Annotated in this window: 15 protein-coding genes; 8 read left to right on the forward strand and 7 right to left on the reverse strand. The window is 74.4% G+C overall.

Features of this window, described 5'->3' with window-relative positions; translation table 11 throughout:
* Nucleotides 1-86: 86 nt before the first annotated feature.
* Nucleotides 87-1,526 carry an NsdA family TPR-like regulatory protein gene (locus tag IE257_RS01390; RefSeq protein ID WP_189963684.1) on the forward strand — a complete coding sequence of 480 codons (1,440 nt, stop codon included), beginning with the start codon at nucleotides 87-89 and terminating at the stop codon, nucleotides 1,524-1,526.
* Nucleotides 1,527-1,589: 63 nt separating this feature from the next.
* Here IE257_RS01390 and IE257_RS01395 read toward each other — a convergent pair whose 3' ends face one another.
* The 3 genes from IE257_RS01395 to IE257_RS01405 form a co-directional block, all read right to left on the reverse strand.
* Complete coding sequence (locus tag IE257_RS01395) at nucleotides 1,590-2,861, reverse strand: NAD(P)/FAD-dependent oxidoreductase (protein ID WP_189963686.1); 1,272 nt, start codon at nucleotides 2,859-2,861, stop codon at nucleotides 1,590-1,592.
* Between the two features lie 178 nt (nucleotides 2,862-3,039).
* Entirely contained in the window at nucleotides 3,040-3,936 is an 897-nt protein-coding gene (locus IE257_RS01400; protein ID WP_189963688.1) for a TIGR01777 family oxidoreductase, read from the reverse strand.
* A 215-nt stretch (nucleotides 3,937-4,151) separates the two neighbouring features.
* Nucleotides 4,152-4,862 carry a VIT1/CCC1 transporter family protein gene (locus IE257_RS01405; RefSeq protein WP_189964703.1) on the reverse strand — a complete coding sequence of 237 codons (711 nt, stop codon included), beginning with the start codon at nucleotides 4,860-4,862 and terminating at the stop codon, nucleotides 4,152-4,154.
* A gap of 170 nt (nucleotides 4,863-5,032) precedes the next feature.
* Between IE257_RS01405 and IE257_RS01410 the strand changes: the two genes are divergently transcribed.
* Nucleotides 5,033-6,130 (forward strand): PP2C family protein-serine/threonine phosphatase, encoded by a 1,098-nt coding sequence (locus IE257_RS01410; RefSeq protein WP_189963690.1) that lies wholly within the window; start codon nucleotides 5,033-5,035, stop codon nucleotides 6,128-6,130.
* An 18-nt stretch (nucleotides 6,131-6,148) separates the two neighbouring features.
* Here IE257_RS01410 and IE257_RS01415 read toward each other — a convergent pair whose 3' ends face one another.
* Complete coding sequence (locus IE257_RS01415; protein WP_030012991.1) at nucleotides 6,149-6,400, reverse strand: hypothetical protein; 252 nt, start codon at nucleotides 6,398-6,400, stop codon at nucleotides 6,149-6,151.
* 107 nt (nucleotides 6,401-6,507) lie between these two features.
* Here IE257_RS01415 and IE257_RS01420 point away from each other — a divergent pair, with 107 nt between their 5' ends.
* Nucleotides 6,508-6,879 carry an ArsC/Spx/MgsR family protein gene (locus IE257_RS01420; protein WP_189963691.1) on the forward strand — a complete coding sequence of 124 codons (372 nt, stop codon included), beginning with the start codon at nucleotides 6,508-6,510 and terminating at the stop codon, nucleotides 6,877-6,879.
* Here the strand turns inward: IE257_RS01420 and IE257_RS01425 are convergent.
* Nucleotides 6,876-7,775, reverse strand: coding sequence for an alpha/beta fold hydrolase (locus tag IE257_RS01425; protein ID WP_189963693.1), 900 nt, complete (start codon nucleotides 7,773-7,775; stop codon nucleotides 6,876-6,878). The genes IE257_RS01420 and IE257_RS01425 overlap by 4 nt on opposite strands.
* Nucleotides 7,776-7,866: 91 nt before the next feature.
* Here IE257_RS01425 and IE257_RS01430 point away from each other — a divergent pair, with 91 nt between their 5' ends.
* Nucleotides 7,867-8,346, forward strand: a complete 480-nt coding sequence (locus tag IE257_RS01430) for a MarR family transcriptional regulator (RefSeq protein ID WP_229920047.1) — start codon at nucleotides 7,867-7,869, stop codon at nucleotides 8,344-8,346.
* Complete coding sequence (gene pdxR / locus IE257_RS01435; RefSeq protein WP_189963695.1) at nucleotides 8,343-9,767, forward strand: MocR-like pyridoxine biosynthesis transcription factor PdxR; 1,425 nt, start codon at nucleotides 8,343-8,345, stop codon at nucleotides 9,765-9,767. The genes IE257_RS01430 and pdxR overlap by 4 nt, the downstream gene beginning before the upstream one ends.
* Here the strand turns inward: pdxR and fabV are convergent.
* Nucleotides 9,656-10,912: an enoyl-[acyl-carrier-protein] reductase FabV gene (gene fabV / locus IE257_RS01440; RefSeq protein WP_189963697.1), complete on the reverse strand. Its 1,257-nt coding sequence runs from the start codon at nucleotides 10,910-10,912 to the stop codon at nucleotides 9,656-9,658. The genes pdxR and fabV overlap by 112 nt on opposite strands.
* 353 nt (nucleotides 10,913-11,265) lie before the next feature.
* On the opposite strand from fabV, the gene IE257_RS01445 reads away from it, so the two are divergent.
* Nucleotides 11,266-11,820, forward strand: a complete 555-nt coding sequence (locus tag IE257_RS01445; RefSeq protein WP_229920048.1) for a hypothetical protein — start codon at nucleotides 11,266-11,268, stop codon at nucleotides 11,818-11,820.
* On the opposite strand, the gene IE257_RS01450 is transcribed toward IE257_RS01445, so the two are convergent.
* The gene (locus tag IE257_RS01450; RefSeq protein WP_229920095.1) at nucleotides 11,813-12,682 is read right to left on the reverse strand and encodes a Gfo/Idh/MocA family protein; all 870 of its coding nucleotides are present in this window, start codon (nucleotides 12,680-12,682) and stop codon (nucleotides 11,813-11,815) included. The two genes, IE257_RS01445 and IE257_RS01450, sit on opposite strands and share 8 nt — an antisense overlap.
* A gap of 309 nt (nucleotides 12,683-12,991) precedes the next feature.
* Between IE257_RS01450 and glnII the strand changes: the two genes are divergently transcribed.
* Together glnII and IE257_RS01460 are read left to right on the forward strand one after the other, a co-directional pair.
* Nucleotides 12,992-14,011 (forward strand): glutamine synthetase, encoded by a 1,020-nt coding sequence (gene glnII / locus IE257_RS01455; protein ID WP_189963699.1) that lies wholly within the window; start codon nucleotides 12,992-12,994, stop codon nucleotides 14,009-14,011.
* A 175-nt stretch (nucleotides 14,012-14,186) separates the two neighbouring features.
* Entirely contained in the window at nucleotides 14,187-14,516 is a 330-nt protein-coding gene (locus IE257_RS01460) for a hypothetical protein (protein WP_189963700.1), read from the forward strand.
* Nucleotides 14,517-14,869 lie beyond the last annotated feature (353 nt).

Raw genomic sequence — 14,869 nt, forward strand, 5'->3', positions numbered from 1 at the left:
GGCGGCATCGGCGAAGTTCGCCGCTACATTCACGCCGTTCACAGGGCCGGGACCCCGGTCCGTCACGTCAGGAGACCGTGGAGCCGATGACGGAACGACCTGCCCAGCGCGTCCCCAACCGGCAGCTCGCGGCGCTGATCGCGGAAGCCGGGTTCTCCAACGCCGGGCTCGCCCGCCGTGTCGACCAGCTCGGCCTGGAGCACGGTCTTGATCTGCGGTACGACAAAACCTCGGTGACCAGATGGCTGCGCGGGCAGCAGCCACGCGGCACCACCCCCGCGCTGATCGCCGAGGTGTTCACGCGGCGCCTCGGACGGCGGCTCTCCGCCCAGGACCTGGGCCTGGACGCCTGTGCGCCCGTCTACGCGGGCCTGGAGTTCGCGGCCACCCCCGAGGAGGCCGTCGACATCGCGAGCGGGCTGTGGCGCAAGGACTCCGGCTCGCACGCCGAGCTCCGGAAGATCGCCTTCACCCCCGCCGGGCTGGTCGTGCCCAGCCGCGACTGGCTCATCGGGCGGGCCGACGAACGGGTCGGCCGGGGCGCGGAGCCCGCGGCGGCCCGCGTCCCGCTGCAGGGGCGGGCCTCGGTGCCCCGGCAGCGCCAGATCGACCGCGGCCCCGGGCAGCGCGTGACCGGCGGGGACATCGCCGCGCTGAGATCGGTGAGCGAGCTGTTCCGGACCCTGGACCAGGCCTACGGCGGCGGGCACGCCCGGCAGGCCCTGGTGCGCTACCTGGAGCACGAGGCCGAGCCGATGCTCCGCGGGACCTACGGGGAGACCACCGGGCGGCGGCTGTTCTCGGCCGCCGCCGATCTGACCCGGCTCGCGGGCTGGACCTCCTACGACATCGCCGCGCACGGGCTGGCCCAGCGGTACTTCGTGCAGGCGCTGCGGCTCGCGCAGGCGGCCGCCGACCGCCCGTACGGCTCGTACGTGCTCGTCACCATGAGCCGGCAGGCGGTCTACCTCGGCCACGGCCGCGAGGCCGTCCAGCTGGCCCGGGTGGCCCAGCAGGGCGTCGGCTCCGGCCCGCCGCCGGTGGTCCAGGCGCTGCTCCACTCGGCCGAGGCGCGCGGACACGCGGTTCTCGGCGAGGTCCGCGCGGCGACCGCCTCCCTGGTGCGGGCCGAGCGGGCGCTGGGCGCGGCCCGGCCGGGGGACGACGTACCGCACTGGGCGCGGCCCTTCGACGAGGCGCAGCTGGCGGACGAGTTCGGGCACTGCCACCGGGACCTCCAGCAGTACCGGGCCTCGGCGCAGCACGCGGAGCGGTCCCTGCAGCTGCGGGCGCCCGGGTACGCGCGGTCCCGGTTGTTCTGCCGGGTGGTGCTGGCCACGGCCCGGCTGGGGCTGGGCGAGCTGGACCAGGCGTGCGCGCTGGGCGCGGAGGCGGCGCAGCAGGCGATGGAGATGCGGTCGGTGCGCGCGGTGGAGTACGTACGGGACTTCGAGCGGCGGCTGGAGCCGTACCGGGACGCCTCGGCCGTGCGGACCTACCGGGACCGGGTGGCGGCCCTGTCCTGAGCGGACGCGCAGCAGGGGCCCGGTCCCGTGGCGGGACCGGGCCCCCGGGGGCGTCTGTGGTTCTCAGGCCGCCACCGGAAGGGCGGGCTCCGGGGCGACCGGGAGCGGGATGCCGAAGTCGCGCAGGACGGCGCCGGCGGCGCGGCGGGCCGAGTGCAGGGCTCCCTGGACGGTGTTGGTGTCGCGGTGGTCACCGCATACGTACAGCCCGGCCAGTACCCGTACGGGACGCCGCAGGTCGTGGGGCGGGGGCATCGCGGGTACCGCCTCCGGGGTGTGGTGGACGGCCAGCAGCTCCCACTCGCGGGTGGGGGTGTCGTAGAGCCGGGCCAGCCGGGAGGCGACCGAGCGCGCGGGCGGCGGCGGGCCGAGCACGGTGGTGGTGACCAGGCTCCGGCCGGCCGGGGCCCGCGTCGGGTCCACCGCGCTCATCACGGCCGTGTGGGCGACGGGCCACCTGGGGTCCCCGTCCAGGAGCAGCGAGCCGTCCCTGGGCAGGGGCGCGGCGGTGGCGTGGTGCAGGACGGTGACCTCGTGGAAGGCGGGCACGCGCAGGCCGGGCAGCAGCTCGGCGGCGGCCCGGGCTCCGGTGGCCAGGAGGACGGAGCGGCAGCGGAAGTCGCCGTGCTCCTCAGTGGTGACCAGGTTGGTCGCCACCGACCGGACCCGGACCCCGGTGCGTACGGTGCCGGGGGGCAGGGCGGCGGCGAGCAGGTCCGGCAGGGCCGCCGCGCCGCCCTCGGGCACGGCGAGCCGGCCGCGGGCGAAGGTGCGCAGGGCGAGGTCGGCGACCCGGCTGGACGTGCTGAGCTCCGGGTCGCGCAGCAGGGTGGCCAGGAGCGGGCGGAGCGCCCCGTGCAGGGTGCGCGGTGGCAGCCCGCGGGAGCGCAGGGCGGCGTACGCCGTGCGTTCGGGCCGGGCGAGCAGTTTCTCCTCGGGCAGCGTGGCGAGCCGGCCGAGGGCGGCGCTGATCCGGGCCTGGTCGAGGGAGCCGCTGGCCAGGGCCCGGGCCGGGGTGAGGACCCCGACCCGAAGCTGTTTCCCGTCGGTGTGGACGAGGACTCCCGGTGTGAACGGTCGCAGGGTCAGGGCCTGCAGGCCGGGGGTGCGTTCGAGCTCCGTGTACGAGGTGTTGAGCAACTGGCCGATCCGGTCCAGCCGGAACCCGTCGGCGGACTCGGTGGCCATCCGTCCGCCGGGGTCGTCCGCGGCCTCCAGGACGGTGACCGTGACTCCCGCTGCGATCAGGTGCTGCGCTGCCGCGAGTCCTGAGACTCCGGCTCCTACGATGACGACGTCCGCATGGTGTGCGGCATGGTGTGCGCTGCTGAGCACGTGCCCCTCCCCGAGGTCGGCGCGGCTGTGTGGGGATCCTCCTTCCCCCAACCGGCTAAAGGGGAACCCGAGTTCGGTGTGGTATTGCGGTCAAGTCCGGTCGCACGACGGTCGCATACGGATCACAAACGGTCGCACGGTGGTCGCACGCGGATCTCGTGGGGCTCCCGGGGAGCCCTCAGGGGGAGGGCAGTGCGGCGCGGATCGCCTGCTCGATGCCCGGATCGCGGAAGACGAAGCCGGACTCCAGCAGCCGCGCGGGCCGGGCCCGCTGACTGCCCAGCACGTCCTCGGCGAACTCCCCGAGCACGACGCGCAGCGCCACGGCCGGTACGGGCAGCACCGCGGGCCGGTGCAGCACCCGGGCCATGACCTCGGTGACCTGCCGGTTGGTCAGCGGCTCCGGAGCGGTCAGGTTGACCGGGCCGGACAGGGCGGGGGTGTCGATGATGTGCCGCAGAGCGGCGACCTCGTCGCGGAGCGAGATGTACGACCAGTACTGGCGGCCGTTGCCGAGCCGGCCGCCGAGACCGGCGCGGAAGAGGGGGAACATCCGCCCCCAGGCTCCGCCCTCGCGGGCGACGACCAGGCCGGTACGGGCGAACGCCGTCCGGATCCCGGCCTCCTGGGCGGCGTCGGCCGCCGCCTCCCACTCCACGCACACCGAGGGCAGGAACCCCTGCCCGGCCGGGGCGTCCTCGTCGACGGGCCGGTCGCCGGTGTCCCCGTAGTAGCCGACGGCGGAACCGCTGACCAGGACCGCGGGCGGCTCGTCGAGGGCGGCGAGGGCGTTCGCGAGCGCGGCGGTGCCGAGCACCCGGCTGTCGCGGATCTCCCTCTTGTACGCAGCCGTCCACCGGTGGTCCCCGACCCCGGCCCCGGCCAGGTGCACGACGGCTCCGCAGCCGGCCAGCCCGGCCGGGTCCACGTACCCGCCTGCCGGATCCCACCGCGCCTCGTCCGCCCCGACCGGCTCCCGCCGCACGAACCGCACCACCTCGTGCCCGTCCGCCCGCAGGGACCGCACGAGTGCACTTCCGATGAGCCCGGTCGCCCCGGTGACAGCAATCCGCATGCCCCCATCCTGCCGGGCCGCTGCGCGGGCTCGGCGGGATTCGGGGGGTGTGCCGCCCCGTTTTCCCCACGGGCCGAGCCCGGCCCGGGCCACCACACGGCGCTCCGCGCCCGCGCCTCAAGCGCCGGCGGGGCTGAAACACCGGCCCGCCGGCGTGTGAGGCGCGGGGTCCGGGGCGGAGCCCCGATGTCCGGCCGGGCCGGGGCGGGGCCCGGTCAGGTGGTCGTGCCGAGCCAGGTGCCCACCGTGTAGGTGACCGCCATGGCCAGGGCGCCGCCCAGGACGTTGCGCGCGACCGCCCTCGGCACGGGCGCCCCGCCCAGCCGCGCACTGATCACGCCGCACAGCGTGAGCGCCGCGAGCACCGCGACCACCGTCACCGGCACCCGCACCGACGGCCCCGGCAGGATGATCGCCAGCAACGGGAGCAGCGCCCCCACCGTGAAGGCGACGAGGCTGGCGAAGGCCGCGTGCCACGGGTTGGCCAGCTCGTCCGGGTTGATGCCGAGCTCCACCCGGGCGTGGGCCCGCAGCGCGTCCCGTTCCGTCAGCTGCTCGGCGGCCTCCCGCGCCACGTCCCGGCTGAGCCCCCGCTCGGCCAGCAGGTCGGTCAGCTCGTCGAGCTCCGCCGCCGGTTCCTCGGCCAGTTCCCGGCGCTCCAGGTCCAGCGCGGCCCGCTCGGAGTCCCGCTGGGAGCTGACGGAGACGTACTCCCCCGCCGCCATCGACAGCGATCCCGCCAGCAGCCCGGCGACACCCGCCGCCAGGATCGCCGAGCGCGAGGTGGTGGCCCCCGCCACGCCGACCACCAGGCCCGCGGTGGAGATGATCCCGTCGTTGGCGCCGAGCACACCCGCGCGCAGCCAGTTGAGCCGTGTGCTGATCTCCGCGCTCTGCGTCCCGCCGCCCGCGCCGTGCGCCTCGATGTGCGCCCGGGTGGGCCGCCTGCCCGTGCCGTCGCCCCTGCCGTCGCCCCTGCCTTCGCCCGCGCCTTCGCTCGCCGTCACGCCCCCACTGTCGCGGCCCGGGGCGTACGGGGCCACCCGGCGGACCGGTCCGGGGTGCGCGGGCCCCGCCCCCGTACCAGGGTGGAGTAGTGAGACGCCGACGTCAGGAGACGGGCTGGCTGCGCGGCGAGCCGCCGCCGCGCTGGGCCCGGATCGCGCCCGCGGTCGCCCTGGTCGTGCTGGTCCTGGCCCAGGCGATCACCCCGGGCGATGTGGAGCTCGGGTTCTTCCTGGCCGGGCTGCCCCCGGTGGCCGCCTTCGCGTACGGGGCGGCCGGGACCGCCGTCTTCGCCGCCGTCGTGCTGCTGCTGCTGGGGGTGCACGAGCTCGGTGTGGCGCACGCCCGGGGAACGGACCTGGCCACGGTGGCCGTCGTCGGCGTGCTCAGCGTGGTGATCGCCTGGGTCCGGCAGCGCCGGGACGCGCAGCTGGTCAGCGTACGGACGGTGGCGGAGGCGGCCCAGCTCGCCGTCCTTCCACCGGTACCGGAGCGGGTGGGTCCGGTGCGCTGCTCGGGCCTCTACCGGGCGGCGCAGCAGGGCACGCTGGTCGGCGGCGACCTGTACGACGTACGGGCCGGGCCGTACGGGGTGCGGGCGCTGGTCGGGGACGTGCAGGGGCACGGCCTGGCGGCGGTCGGCACGGTGGCGGCGCTGCTCGGGGCCTTCCGCGAGGGCGTGATCGACGACGCCGGGCTGGCGGCGGTCGCGGCCCGGCTGGACCGGCGCCTGGTGGCGGACGCGGCGGCCACCTCGGTCGAACATCCGGAGCTGTTCGCGACGGCGGTGCTGGTGGAGTTCCCGCCCGGGCTGGACCGCGTACGGATCGTGTCGTGCGGGCATCCACCGGCGCTGCGGATGCGCGGACGGCTGGTCGAGGAGGTGGCCGTGGATCCGGGGCCGCCGCTGGGCCTGGGCCTCGCCGGCCCGACCCCGCTGAGGGTGACGGAGCTGCCGGTGCGCCCCGGGGACCAGCTGCTGCTGCACACCGACGGCGTGACGGAAGCCCGGGACGTGACCGGGCACTTCTACCCGCTGGCCGACCGGGTGCCCGTACTGGCGCGGGACCCGGCGGGCCTGGTCGGGGCGGTGTGGCGGGACCTCGCGGCCTTCACGGACGGCGGTCCGCACGACGACGTGGCCCTGCTGCTGCTCTCGCTGGACGGAGAGGTTCCGGCCGCCGGCTAGGGCGGCCGGCCCTTCTGCCTACGACTCCATGATGAACGCGCGCACCATCTTGCAGGTGACATTCGACGGCCGGTGGATCCCCGTCCGGACGGCCATCGTCCGGATCTTCCGGTTGGTGGCGCGCCGGGCGTCGTACGTCCCCGAGTCGAGCAGGGATATGGCCAGCCGCATCGCCTTCAGACGGCGGTTGTGGCTCTCGTACCACTCGCGGGGCAGGCCCGCCGGCAGCGGCTTCTTCTTGACGTGCTGGACGGTGGTGGCAGTGGCCATCTACAGCCTCCCAAACGGTAGTTGGCTTCCTGTCGTTCTCCCTCGATTTTACCGGGGACCACTGACAGAAGACCCTGGCCAGACCGGCTCTGGGTAGGGTTCGCGCCATGGAGATCTGGATCAATCCCGCATGTTCCAAGTGCCGCAGCGCCCTGACCCTGCTGGACGCGGAGGGCGCCGAGTACACGGTGCGCCGCTACCTGGAGGACGTGCCCTCCGAGGACGAGATCCGCGAGGTGCTCGGCCGCCTCGGGCTGGAGCCCTGGGACATCACGCGCACCTCGGACCCGCTCGCGAAGGAGACCGGAGTACGGGAGCTGCCGCGCGAGGAGACCGACGCGGCGCGCGGGCTCTGGATCGCCCACCTGGCCGCCCACCCGAAGCTCATCCAGCGCCCGATCATCACGGCCGAGGACGGCACGGCCGTGGTCGCCCGCTCCGAGGAGGCCGTCCGCGAGGCCCTGTCGCGCAAGGGCTAGAGGACGCGTCGGGCGATCTCCGCAGCGGCCGTCAGCGGCAGCGCGTGGTGCGCGACCCCGGGCAGTACGTCGACGCGCGCGCCCGGCAGCGCCTCGCGCGCGGCGCGGGCCGCGCGGCCGGAGTCGTGGCAGCGGGCCTGCTCGGCGAAGAGGACGTCGACGTCGACCTGCCGGCCCGCGAGCTCGGCCGGGTCCGGGCGCGGCCCGGTGACCGGCCGGACGCCCGGGAAGCGGGCGGTCTCCTCCTGCAGCCGCAGCCAGGCCGGTTCGAGCACGGCCCCGCGGGTCTCCCAGGTGAGGAAGGAGCGAATCCGCTCCGGGGTGGGCCGCGCCAGCACGGGCAGCGCGCGCAGGACGTAGCCGGGGCGCAGCCCGGCGAACACCTGGGTCGGGTCGAGCAGCACGAGGCGCCGGAGCCGGGCCGGACGCCGGGCGGCGTAGTGGGCCGCGATCCAGGCCCCGTACGAGTGGCCGCCGAGGGTCACCGGCCCGTGCGGGCCGGGCCCGTCCTGGAGTCCGTCCTGGAGCCCGTCGACGACCGCGTCGAGGACCGCGTCGAGCCATCCGACCAGGTCCCCGACGGTTCTGATCGGCCGCCCGGGCGCCGGGACGCTGAGCCCGGGGTCCCCGACCAGGTCCACGGCGTGCACCCGGTGGGTGCGGGCCGCCCCGGCGGCGGCGCAGGCCCCCCACACGGTGGAGGTGGCCCCTCCGCCGGGCAGCAGCACCAGCGGAGGGGCGCCCGCGGGTCCGCAGCGGTTGACGCGGGTGACCCCGTAGGGGGTGGGCAGGTCGACGGCCTCGACGGGGCCGGGCCACTGGCCGAGCGCGGCCTCGTAGGCGGCGCGGAAGGAGGCCGTGGAAGACGTGGAAGACGTGGAAGACGTTCGGGGCATGTCCCGCTCCAATGCCTCGTCCAGTATCTCGCTGGGCGATAATCTCGCTCAGCGAGATATTAGCGGGGAATGGCACTGGACAGGAGTCGATGTGCACGACGAAGCGAACCACGCGGCGAAACCGGAGCCGGACAACCTCCGGCTGGTGCACCTACTGAGGGCGGTGACCGTCGAGTTCGGCCTGCGCCAGGCGGACTTCGCCGCGCGCAACGGCATGCACCCCACCGACGTACGCGCACTGATCTGCCTGCTGGACGCGGCCCGCGCGGGCGAGGCGGCCACCGCGGGGCTGCTCGGCACCCGGCTCGGCCTCAACTCCGCGGGCACCACCGCCGTGATCGACCGCCTCGAACGGCTCGGCCACGTGGCACGGGTCCGCGACGACCACGACCGGCGCCGGATCCTGCTGCGCGTGGAGCCGGCGGCGATCCGTCTGGGCCGCGACTTCTTCGGCCCCCTGATCGACGGGGTGCTCCAGGTGCTCGACTCCTTCGATCCCGCCGAACGGGAGATCGTACGCCGCTTCCTGACGGCCACCCACACCGTCTTCGCCATGGAGCCGCGCCCATGACCACCCCCGACCCGGGCGGCTCCGACCTGCACCTCGACCTCCCCGCCGAGGGCGCCCGGCGGACCGCCCTCGCCCAGGCCCTGCGCAACGCCGTACGCAGCGGGCGACTCGCCGGCGGCACCCGGCTGCCGCCGTACCGGACCCTGGCCGCGGACCTCGGGCTGGCCCGCAACGCCGTCGCCGACGCGTACGCCGAACTGGTCGCCGAGGGCTGGTTCACGGCCCGCCAGGGATCCGGTACCCGGGTCGCGGAGGGAGTCGCGACCGCCGGCGTCCCGGCCGACGCGGCCGGTCCCGCGCCGGCGCGGCTGCGCCACGACCTGCTCCAGGGCAAACCCGACCCGGCCTCCTTCCCGCGGGGCCCCTGGGCCGCCAGCGCCCGCCGGGCCCTGGCGGAGGCGCCCACCGAGGCCTTCGGCCCCGGCGATCCGCAGGGCCGCCCCGAACTGCGGCGGGCCCTCGCGGGCTACCTCGCCCGGGCCCGGGGCGTGCGCTGCGCCCCCGAGAACATCGTGATCTGCTCGGGCTTCGCCAACGGACTGCGGCTCCTGGCGTCCGTCCGGCCCCGCGACTGGGCCGTCGAGGCGTACGGGCTCCCCTTCCACCACGACATCCTCCGGACCGCCGGCGTCCGCCCGCACCCCGTCGAGGTCGACGAGGACGGCGCCCGGACGACAGAACTCCCGGCCCGGGCCGGCACGTTGCTGCTCACTCCGGCGCACCAGTTCCCGACCGGCGCCCGCCTGCTGCCCGCACGGCGCGCCGCCGCGGTGGAATGGGCCCGCGCGGCCGGTGGCGTGATCGTGGAGGACGACTACGACGGGGAGTTCCGCTACGACCGCAAACCCGTCGGCGCCCTGCAGGGACTGGCCCCCGAACACGTGGTGTACGCGGGCTCGCTGAGCAAGAGCCTCTCCCCCGCGCTCCGCCTGGGCTGGCTCGTCCTCCCGGACCACCTCCGCGACCAGGTCCTGGCCGCGAAGGGCCTGCGGGAGTCCTGGGCGAGCGCGCTGGACCAGCTGGCGCTGGCCGACTTCATCGAGTGCGGGGCGTACGACCGTCACGTCCGCCGGATGCGGCTGCGCTACCGGGACCGCCGCGACCAGCTGGTCGCCGTACTGGCGGCACGCGCCCCGGAGGTCCGGGTGACCGGCATCTCGGCCGGGCTGCACGCGGTCGTGGAACTCCCGCCGGGCCACGAGGCCCGGGCCCTCGCGGCGGCCCACGCCGCGGGGCTGGCTCTGGACGGCCTCTCGTCCTACCGCCACCCGGCCGCGCCGACGCCACCCCGCGAGGGCCTGGTGGTCGGCTACGCGGCGCCCCCGGAGACGGCGTTCACCCGTGCGCTGGGGGCACTGGCGGAGGTGGTGGGTCGGACCTCGGCGGGCCAGGGGACGGTGGTCTCGGCCGCGACCCCGTAGTCCACGCCGGGAACCTCCCAGCCGTAGAGCCGGCCGACCTCTTCGCGGAACCAGCGGGTGTCCGCGCCGGCGGCGATGGTGTCGGAGTCGACCCGGTCCCACGTGGCGCGGACGGCGGCTTGAACCTCCGGATCCATCTCCCAGCCGTCCAGCCGGATGCGGTCCCGGTCGTCCAGGCCGAGCTCGGCGTCACCGGTGAGGCGGCGCCACAGGTCCGCCGCCTGGTCGACGGTGCCCTGCCAGCGGTCACCGGTGACGCGGTGAAGGATGCCGGTGTAGAGCGCGATGCTCGGGATGGCGGTGGAGGCCTGGGTGACGGCCGCACCTGCGACGACGGTGTGGGCGTGGCCCGTGCCCTTGAGGCGGGTGTTGATGGCGCGGGCGGTGTCTTCCAGGTGCTGCTTGGCGGCGCCGATGGTTCCGGCCCGGTAGATGGGCGCGGTGATGTCGGAGCCGACGTACGAGAGGGCGACGGTCCGGAAGCCGTCGGCGAGCAGGCCCTTCGACTGCAGGGCGTCGATCCACATCTGCCAGTCGGCTCCGCCCATGACCTGCACGGTCGCGTCGCGCTCGGCCTCGTCCGCGGGCTGCAGGTGCAACTCGCCCACCCGCGGGACGCCTTCCTCGAACACGAGGGTCTTGGCGCGGTAGTCGGTGCCGAGCGGCTTGATGACCGAGTGGTGGACCTCGCCGGTCAGCGGGTCCGTGCGACGCGGGGCCGCGATGCTGTAGATGAGCAGGTCGACCTTGCCGAAGCGGGCGGCGAGCCGGCCCACGGCCTCGTCCTTGACGGCGTCGGAGAAGGCGTCGCCGTTGAGGAAGGTGAAGTCGACGCCGGCCCCGGCAGCGAGTTCGGCGGTCCGGGCGGTGCGGTACCAGCCCGCGCCGGCGGTGCGGCGCTCGGTCTCGGCGGCCTCGAAGGCGATACCGAGCCCTCGCATCCGGTGGGCGCGCAGTCCCACCAGGGTCGCGGCCAGTCCGTAGCCGGCGCTCGAACCGATGACGAGGGCGACCGGACCGGGCCGGTCGCCGGCCGGCTCCGGCGCCTGCTCCCACATGCGGTCGACCACCGCCCTGCAGCCGGTCGGGTGGCTGTTGACGTACAGGTAGCCGCGGTTGCCGGGCTTGATCTCGCGGAGGCTCACTCGTGGGGTCCTTCGTGTGCGGGGATCATGATGGACGGTTTCCGACCGGCCGGTGGCTCCGTCGGCGACGAGGCGAACCGCACCCGTTCTCAATCGGGTTGGGCCCTTCCTCCATCCTCGGCGAGCGCGACCCGACCGAACGATGTTGATCTTCACCAGAAGTACCCGCGCATTCTTGTCGGTGTCGCGCGGGGGATTTGGGGTGGGCGGGGTGCGGGTGGGCGACCCCGCCCCGCCCCGCCCACCGACCCCGCCCCGAGCGGGTCGGTCCCGCCTCTTCACCTCACCCCCACCCCCCGCCCCCGTAGGGTGGCCGGAACACCAAAGAGGACGAATCGCATCAAAGGACCCTCGTGAACGAGCAGCAGCCTCAGCCCGAGCCGCATCCGCAGGACCAGCCGGCTCAGCCCGCCCGGTCGGTCCGGCCCGGTCGGCGGGGGGCCGACTGGATGTTCGGTGGGGTGTACGGGACCGTTCTGGCCAGTGCGTTGCTGGCCGCACTCGGTCAGGAGGGGGAGGCCTTCACCCCGTTCTACGACGCGAGCTGGGTGTTCGTGACGGGCGCGACCGCCGGGCTCGCGCACGGGTACTCGCACCACATGGCGGCCCAGCGGCAGGAGTCCGCCGGACACCGGTGGCGGATGCTGGCCCTGGCGCTGTGGAACGAGTGGCCGCTGATCGTGGCCACCCTCCCCACCGTCCTGCTCCTGCTCGGCGCCGGACTCTTCCACTGGGACGCGTACGCGGTGACCGCCGTCGGGCTGGGTCTGAACACCGCCCTGCTGTTCGGGTGGGGTTCGCTCGTCGCGCTCCGCGTGGGCTACCGGATCGGCTCCGCCCTGCTGATCGGCATGGCCGACGCCACCATCGGCCTTGCCATCATCGTCGCGAACGCCGTGATCAAGTAGCGAGCTGCGCCTCGGCCTCCGCCAGGATCTCCGTCAGCCGGGCCCCGAACTCCACCCCGCGCGGATCCGGCATCCCCGTCCGGGCGGCGGTGAGCAACGCGTCCAGGGCTCGTCCGTAGGCGCCCGGCACGTCGCTCCAGCCGGGCAGCTCGTGCACGCCCTCGGTGCCGCGCAGTTCCAGCCCCACTCCGGCGGCCGCGCGCGGCGCGCCCAGGCTGAGCACTGCGGTGCTGGCCGCGCCGGAGGTGTGCCGGAGTGCCAGTTGGACGACGTCGGAGGGGCCTCGGGTGGCGCTGACCTCGATGACCTCGCCGAGGACCGGGATGAGGACGGAGAGGGCGTGCGGGCCGACGTCCCACAGCCCGCCCTTGGCCTTGCGCCAGGGCGAGTCGGCGTAGGCGCTGGGCGTGCCGTCGGGCGGGAAGACGGCGCCGAGCCAGTGGGCAGCGGCCGTGAACCAGCCGGAGCGCGCGGCCTGCTCCTCGACCCAGCCGGCGGTGGGCTCGGCGAAGCGCAGGGTGAGGAAGACGACGGAGGCGACCCGGTGGCGCGCGACGGCTTCGGCGAGGCCGCGGGCGTCCTCCACGGTGGTGGCGACGGGTTTGTCGAGGAGCAGGTGGCATCCGGCCGCGGCGGCGCGGACGGCCATCGGGGCCTGGACGTCGGGCGGCAGGGCGAAGGCCACGATGTCACAGTCGGCGAAGAGCCGGTCGGGGTCTTCGTACACCTTCACGCCGTACTCGTGCGCCAGCTCGGCGGCGGCCTCGGGCCGGCGGCCCCACACACCGACGAAGTCGGAGCCGGGGTGTGCGGCGAGGGCGGGGGCGTGGGTGCGGTGCGCCCAGGGGCCGGTGCCGAGCAGCCCGACCCGGGGGCGGAGGCCTGCGGGGGCCTGATCGGCGGCGCGTTCGGCAGCACGGTCGGCGGCGCTCTCGACGGGACCCTCTGCGGAGTTCAAATCAGACGAAATGCTCACGCGGCCAGTCTGCCCCACTCGGACGGGCGCGCCGCCACCAACCCGCACAACCCGCCCGACCTGCGGTGCAAACCTCGGTAACACGGGGTTCACACATGGGCAACGGAAGAGAAATCGCGGACGGGCACGCTGCGGTCATCACCGCAGCGATGAAGCAGCGACCAGCAGCACCCGCAGAGTCTGAGGATGGGGCCCGTGAGCTACAAGGCTGAGTACATCTGGATCGACGGCACCGAGCCGACGGCGAAGCTTCGCTCCAAGACGAGGATCCTCGGCGACGGCGACGCGCTGCCGATCTGGGGCTTCGACGGATCGAGCACGAACCAGGCCGAGGGCCACGCCTCCGACCGCGTGCTCAACCCGGTCTTCTCGTGCCCGGACCCGATCCGCGGCGGCGACAACGTCCTGGTCATGTGCGAGGTCCTGAACATCGACATGACCCCGCACGAGTCGAACACGCGCGCGCTGCTGCGCCCGGTCGCCGAGAAGTTCGCCGGCCAGGAGCCGATCTTCGGCATCGAGCAGGAGTACACGTTCTTCGACGGCATCCGTCCGCTCGGCTTCCCGGTGGGCGGCTTCCCGGCGGCGCAGGGCGGCTACTACTGCGGTGTCGGCTCGGACGAGATCTTCGGCCGCGACATCGTCGAGAAGCACCTGGACCACTGCCTCGCGGCGGGCCTGAGCATCTCCGGCATCAACGCCGAGGTCATGCCCGGGCAGTGGGAGTTCCAGGTCGGCCCCGTGGGCCCGCTGGAGGTCTCCGACCAGCTGTGGATCGCGCGCTGGCTGCTCTACCGCACCGCCGAGGACTTCAACGTCTCCGCGACGCTGAACCCGAAGCCGGTCAAGGGCGACTGGAACGGCGCGGGTGCGCACACCAACTTCTCGACGAAGGCGATGCGCGAGGACTACCGCGCGATCATCACCGCGTGCGAGGCGCTGGGCGAGGGCAGCAAGCCGCTCGACCACGTGAAGAACTACGGCGCCGGCATCGACGAGCGCCTGACGGGTCTGCACGAGACCGCCCCCTGGAACGAGTTCAGCTACGGCGTCTCGGACCGCGGCGCCTCGGTCCGCATCCCGTGGCAGGTGGAGAAGGACGGCAAGGGCTACATCGAGGACCGCCGTCCGAACGCGAACGTGGACCCGTACGTGGTGACCCGCCTCATCACGGACACCTGCTGCACGGGCCTGGAGAAGGAGGGCCTGGTCTAGGACCACGCCCGGCCCACCCGGCCCCCGCCCCACCCGGCACCCGGCCCCGGCCCCCGGCACCGTCCGGCGCCGCCGGGACCGCACACGGCCGATGACCGACCGACGCCCGCCCGCCCGCCCGACCTCATGGTCCGGCGGGCGTTGCGTTGTCAGTGGCGTGTGGCACGGTGTGGCCATGTTGGCGATCAAGATCCAGACGGAACGCGGCGAGTCCTACGAACGCCCCGCGCTCGGCGTGCTGTCCGAACTCGTGGAGCGCATCGGCGCGGCCGGGGACCGCTTCGTCATCGTCGAGCGGCTCGTCGATGAGCCGGACCTCTACATACAGGTCTGGCACGACGAGGGCGACGACTACCAGTTGGAGCACCGGGACGGGTCGGCGGAGCGCCACTTCCAGGTGCATCTGCCCACGGCGGCCGAGGTGGTGGAGGTCATGGCGCGCTGGGCCCGCCAGGAGAAGGGCTGGGACGCCGGTCCGGGTTGGCAGCGGCTGCGTCTTCCCTGAGGTCCCCCGCCCCCGAGGAGTTGGCTTTGTCCCGGATTGACAGAGGGGTAGGCTCGGGATGTGAGATTTCGATCCACAAGGTGAGACGGAGCCTGCCTCGGGGAGGTGACATCTGCTTGAATGGGGCCATGGCCAGCCATTCGCACACCTCGTCAGGTCGCAGCGACCTCGAGCCTTTCTGGCCGTCCCGTCAGGATCACGATTACGACCGGGAGTGTTGCCGCGCGAAGAACGCGCCGGCCCTCTAAAGCCTCCGGGACCATCCACCTGACCTTCCCCGAGGCCTTCGGTCTGCGCGGTATCGACATCGACGACGTACGCACGTCTCCCTGCCGACCACTCGCGTGAAAGAG

This window comes from Streptomyces avidinii (genome assembly GCF_014650695.1).
Classification (GTDB): Bacteria; Actinomycetota; Actinomycetes; order Streptomycetales; family Streptomycetaceae; genus Streptomyces; species Streptomyces avidinii.

Excerpts from the sequence above, each read along its gene's own strand:
- IE257_RS01420 (WP_189963691.1), top strand. The coding sequence starts at position 6,508 with ATGGAGATCTGGATCAATCCCGCATGTTCCAAGTGCCGCAGCGCCCTG.
- IE257_RS01415 (WP_030012991.1), bottom strand. The coding sequence starts at position 6,400 with ATGGCCACTGCCACCACCGTCCAGCACGTCAAGAAGAAGCCGCTGCCG.
- IE257_RS01400 (WP_189963688.1), bottom strand. The coding sequence starts at position 3,936 with ATGCGGATTGCTGTCACCGGGGCGACCGGGCTCATCGGAAGTGCACTC.
- IE257_RS01425 (WP_189963693.1), bottom strand. The coding sequence starts at position 7,775 with ATGCCCCGAACGTCTTCCACGTCTTCCACGTCTTCCACGGCCTCCTTC.
- IE257_RS01460 (WP_189963700.1), top strand. The coding sequence starts at position 14,187 with ATGTTGGCGATCAAGATCCAGACGGAACGCGGCGAGTCCTACGAACGC.
- IE257_RS01390 (WP_189963684.1), top strand. The coding sequence starts at position 87 with ATGACGGAACGACCTGCCCAGCGCGTCCCCAACCGGCAGCTCGCGGCG.
- pdxR (WP_189963695.1), top strand. The coding sequence starts at position 8,343 with ATGACCACCCCCGACCCGGGCGGCTCCGACCTGCACCTCGACCTCCCC.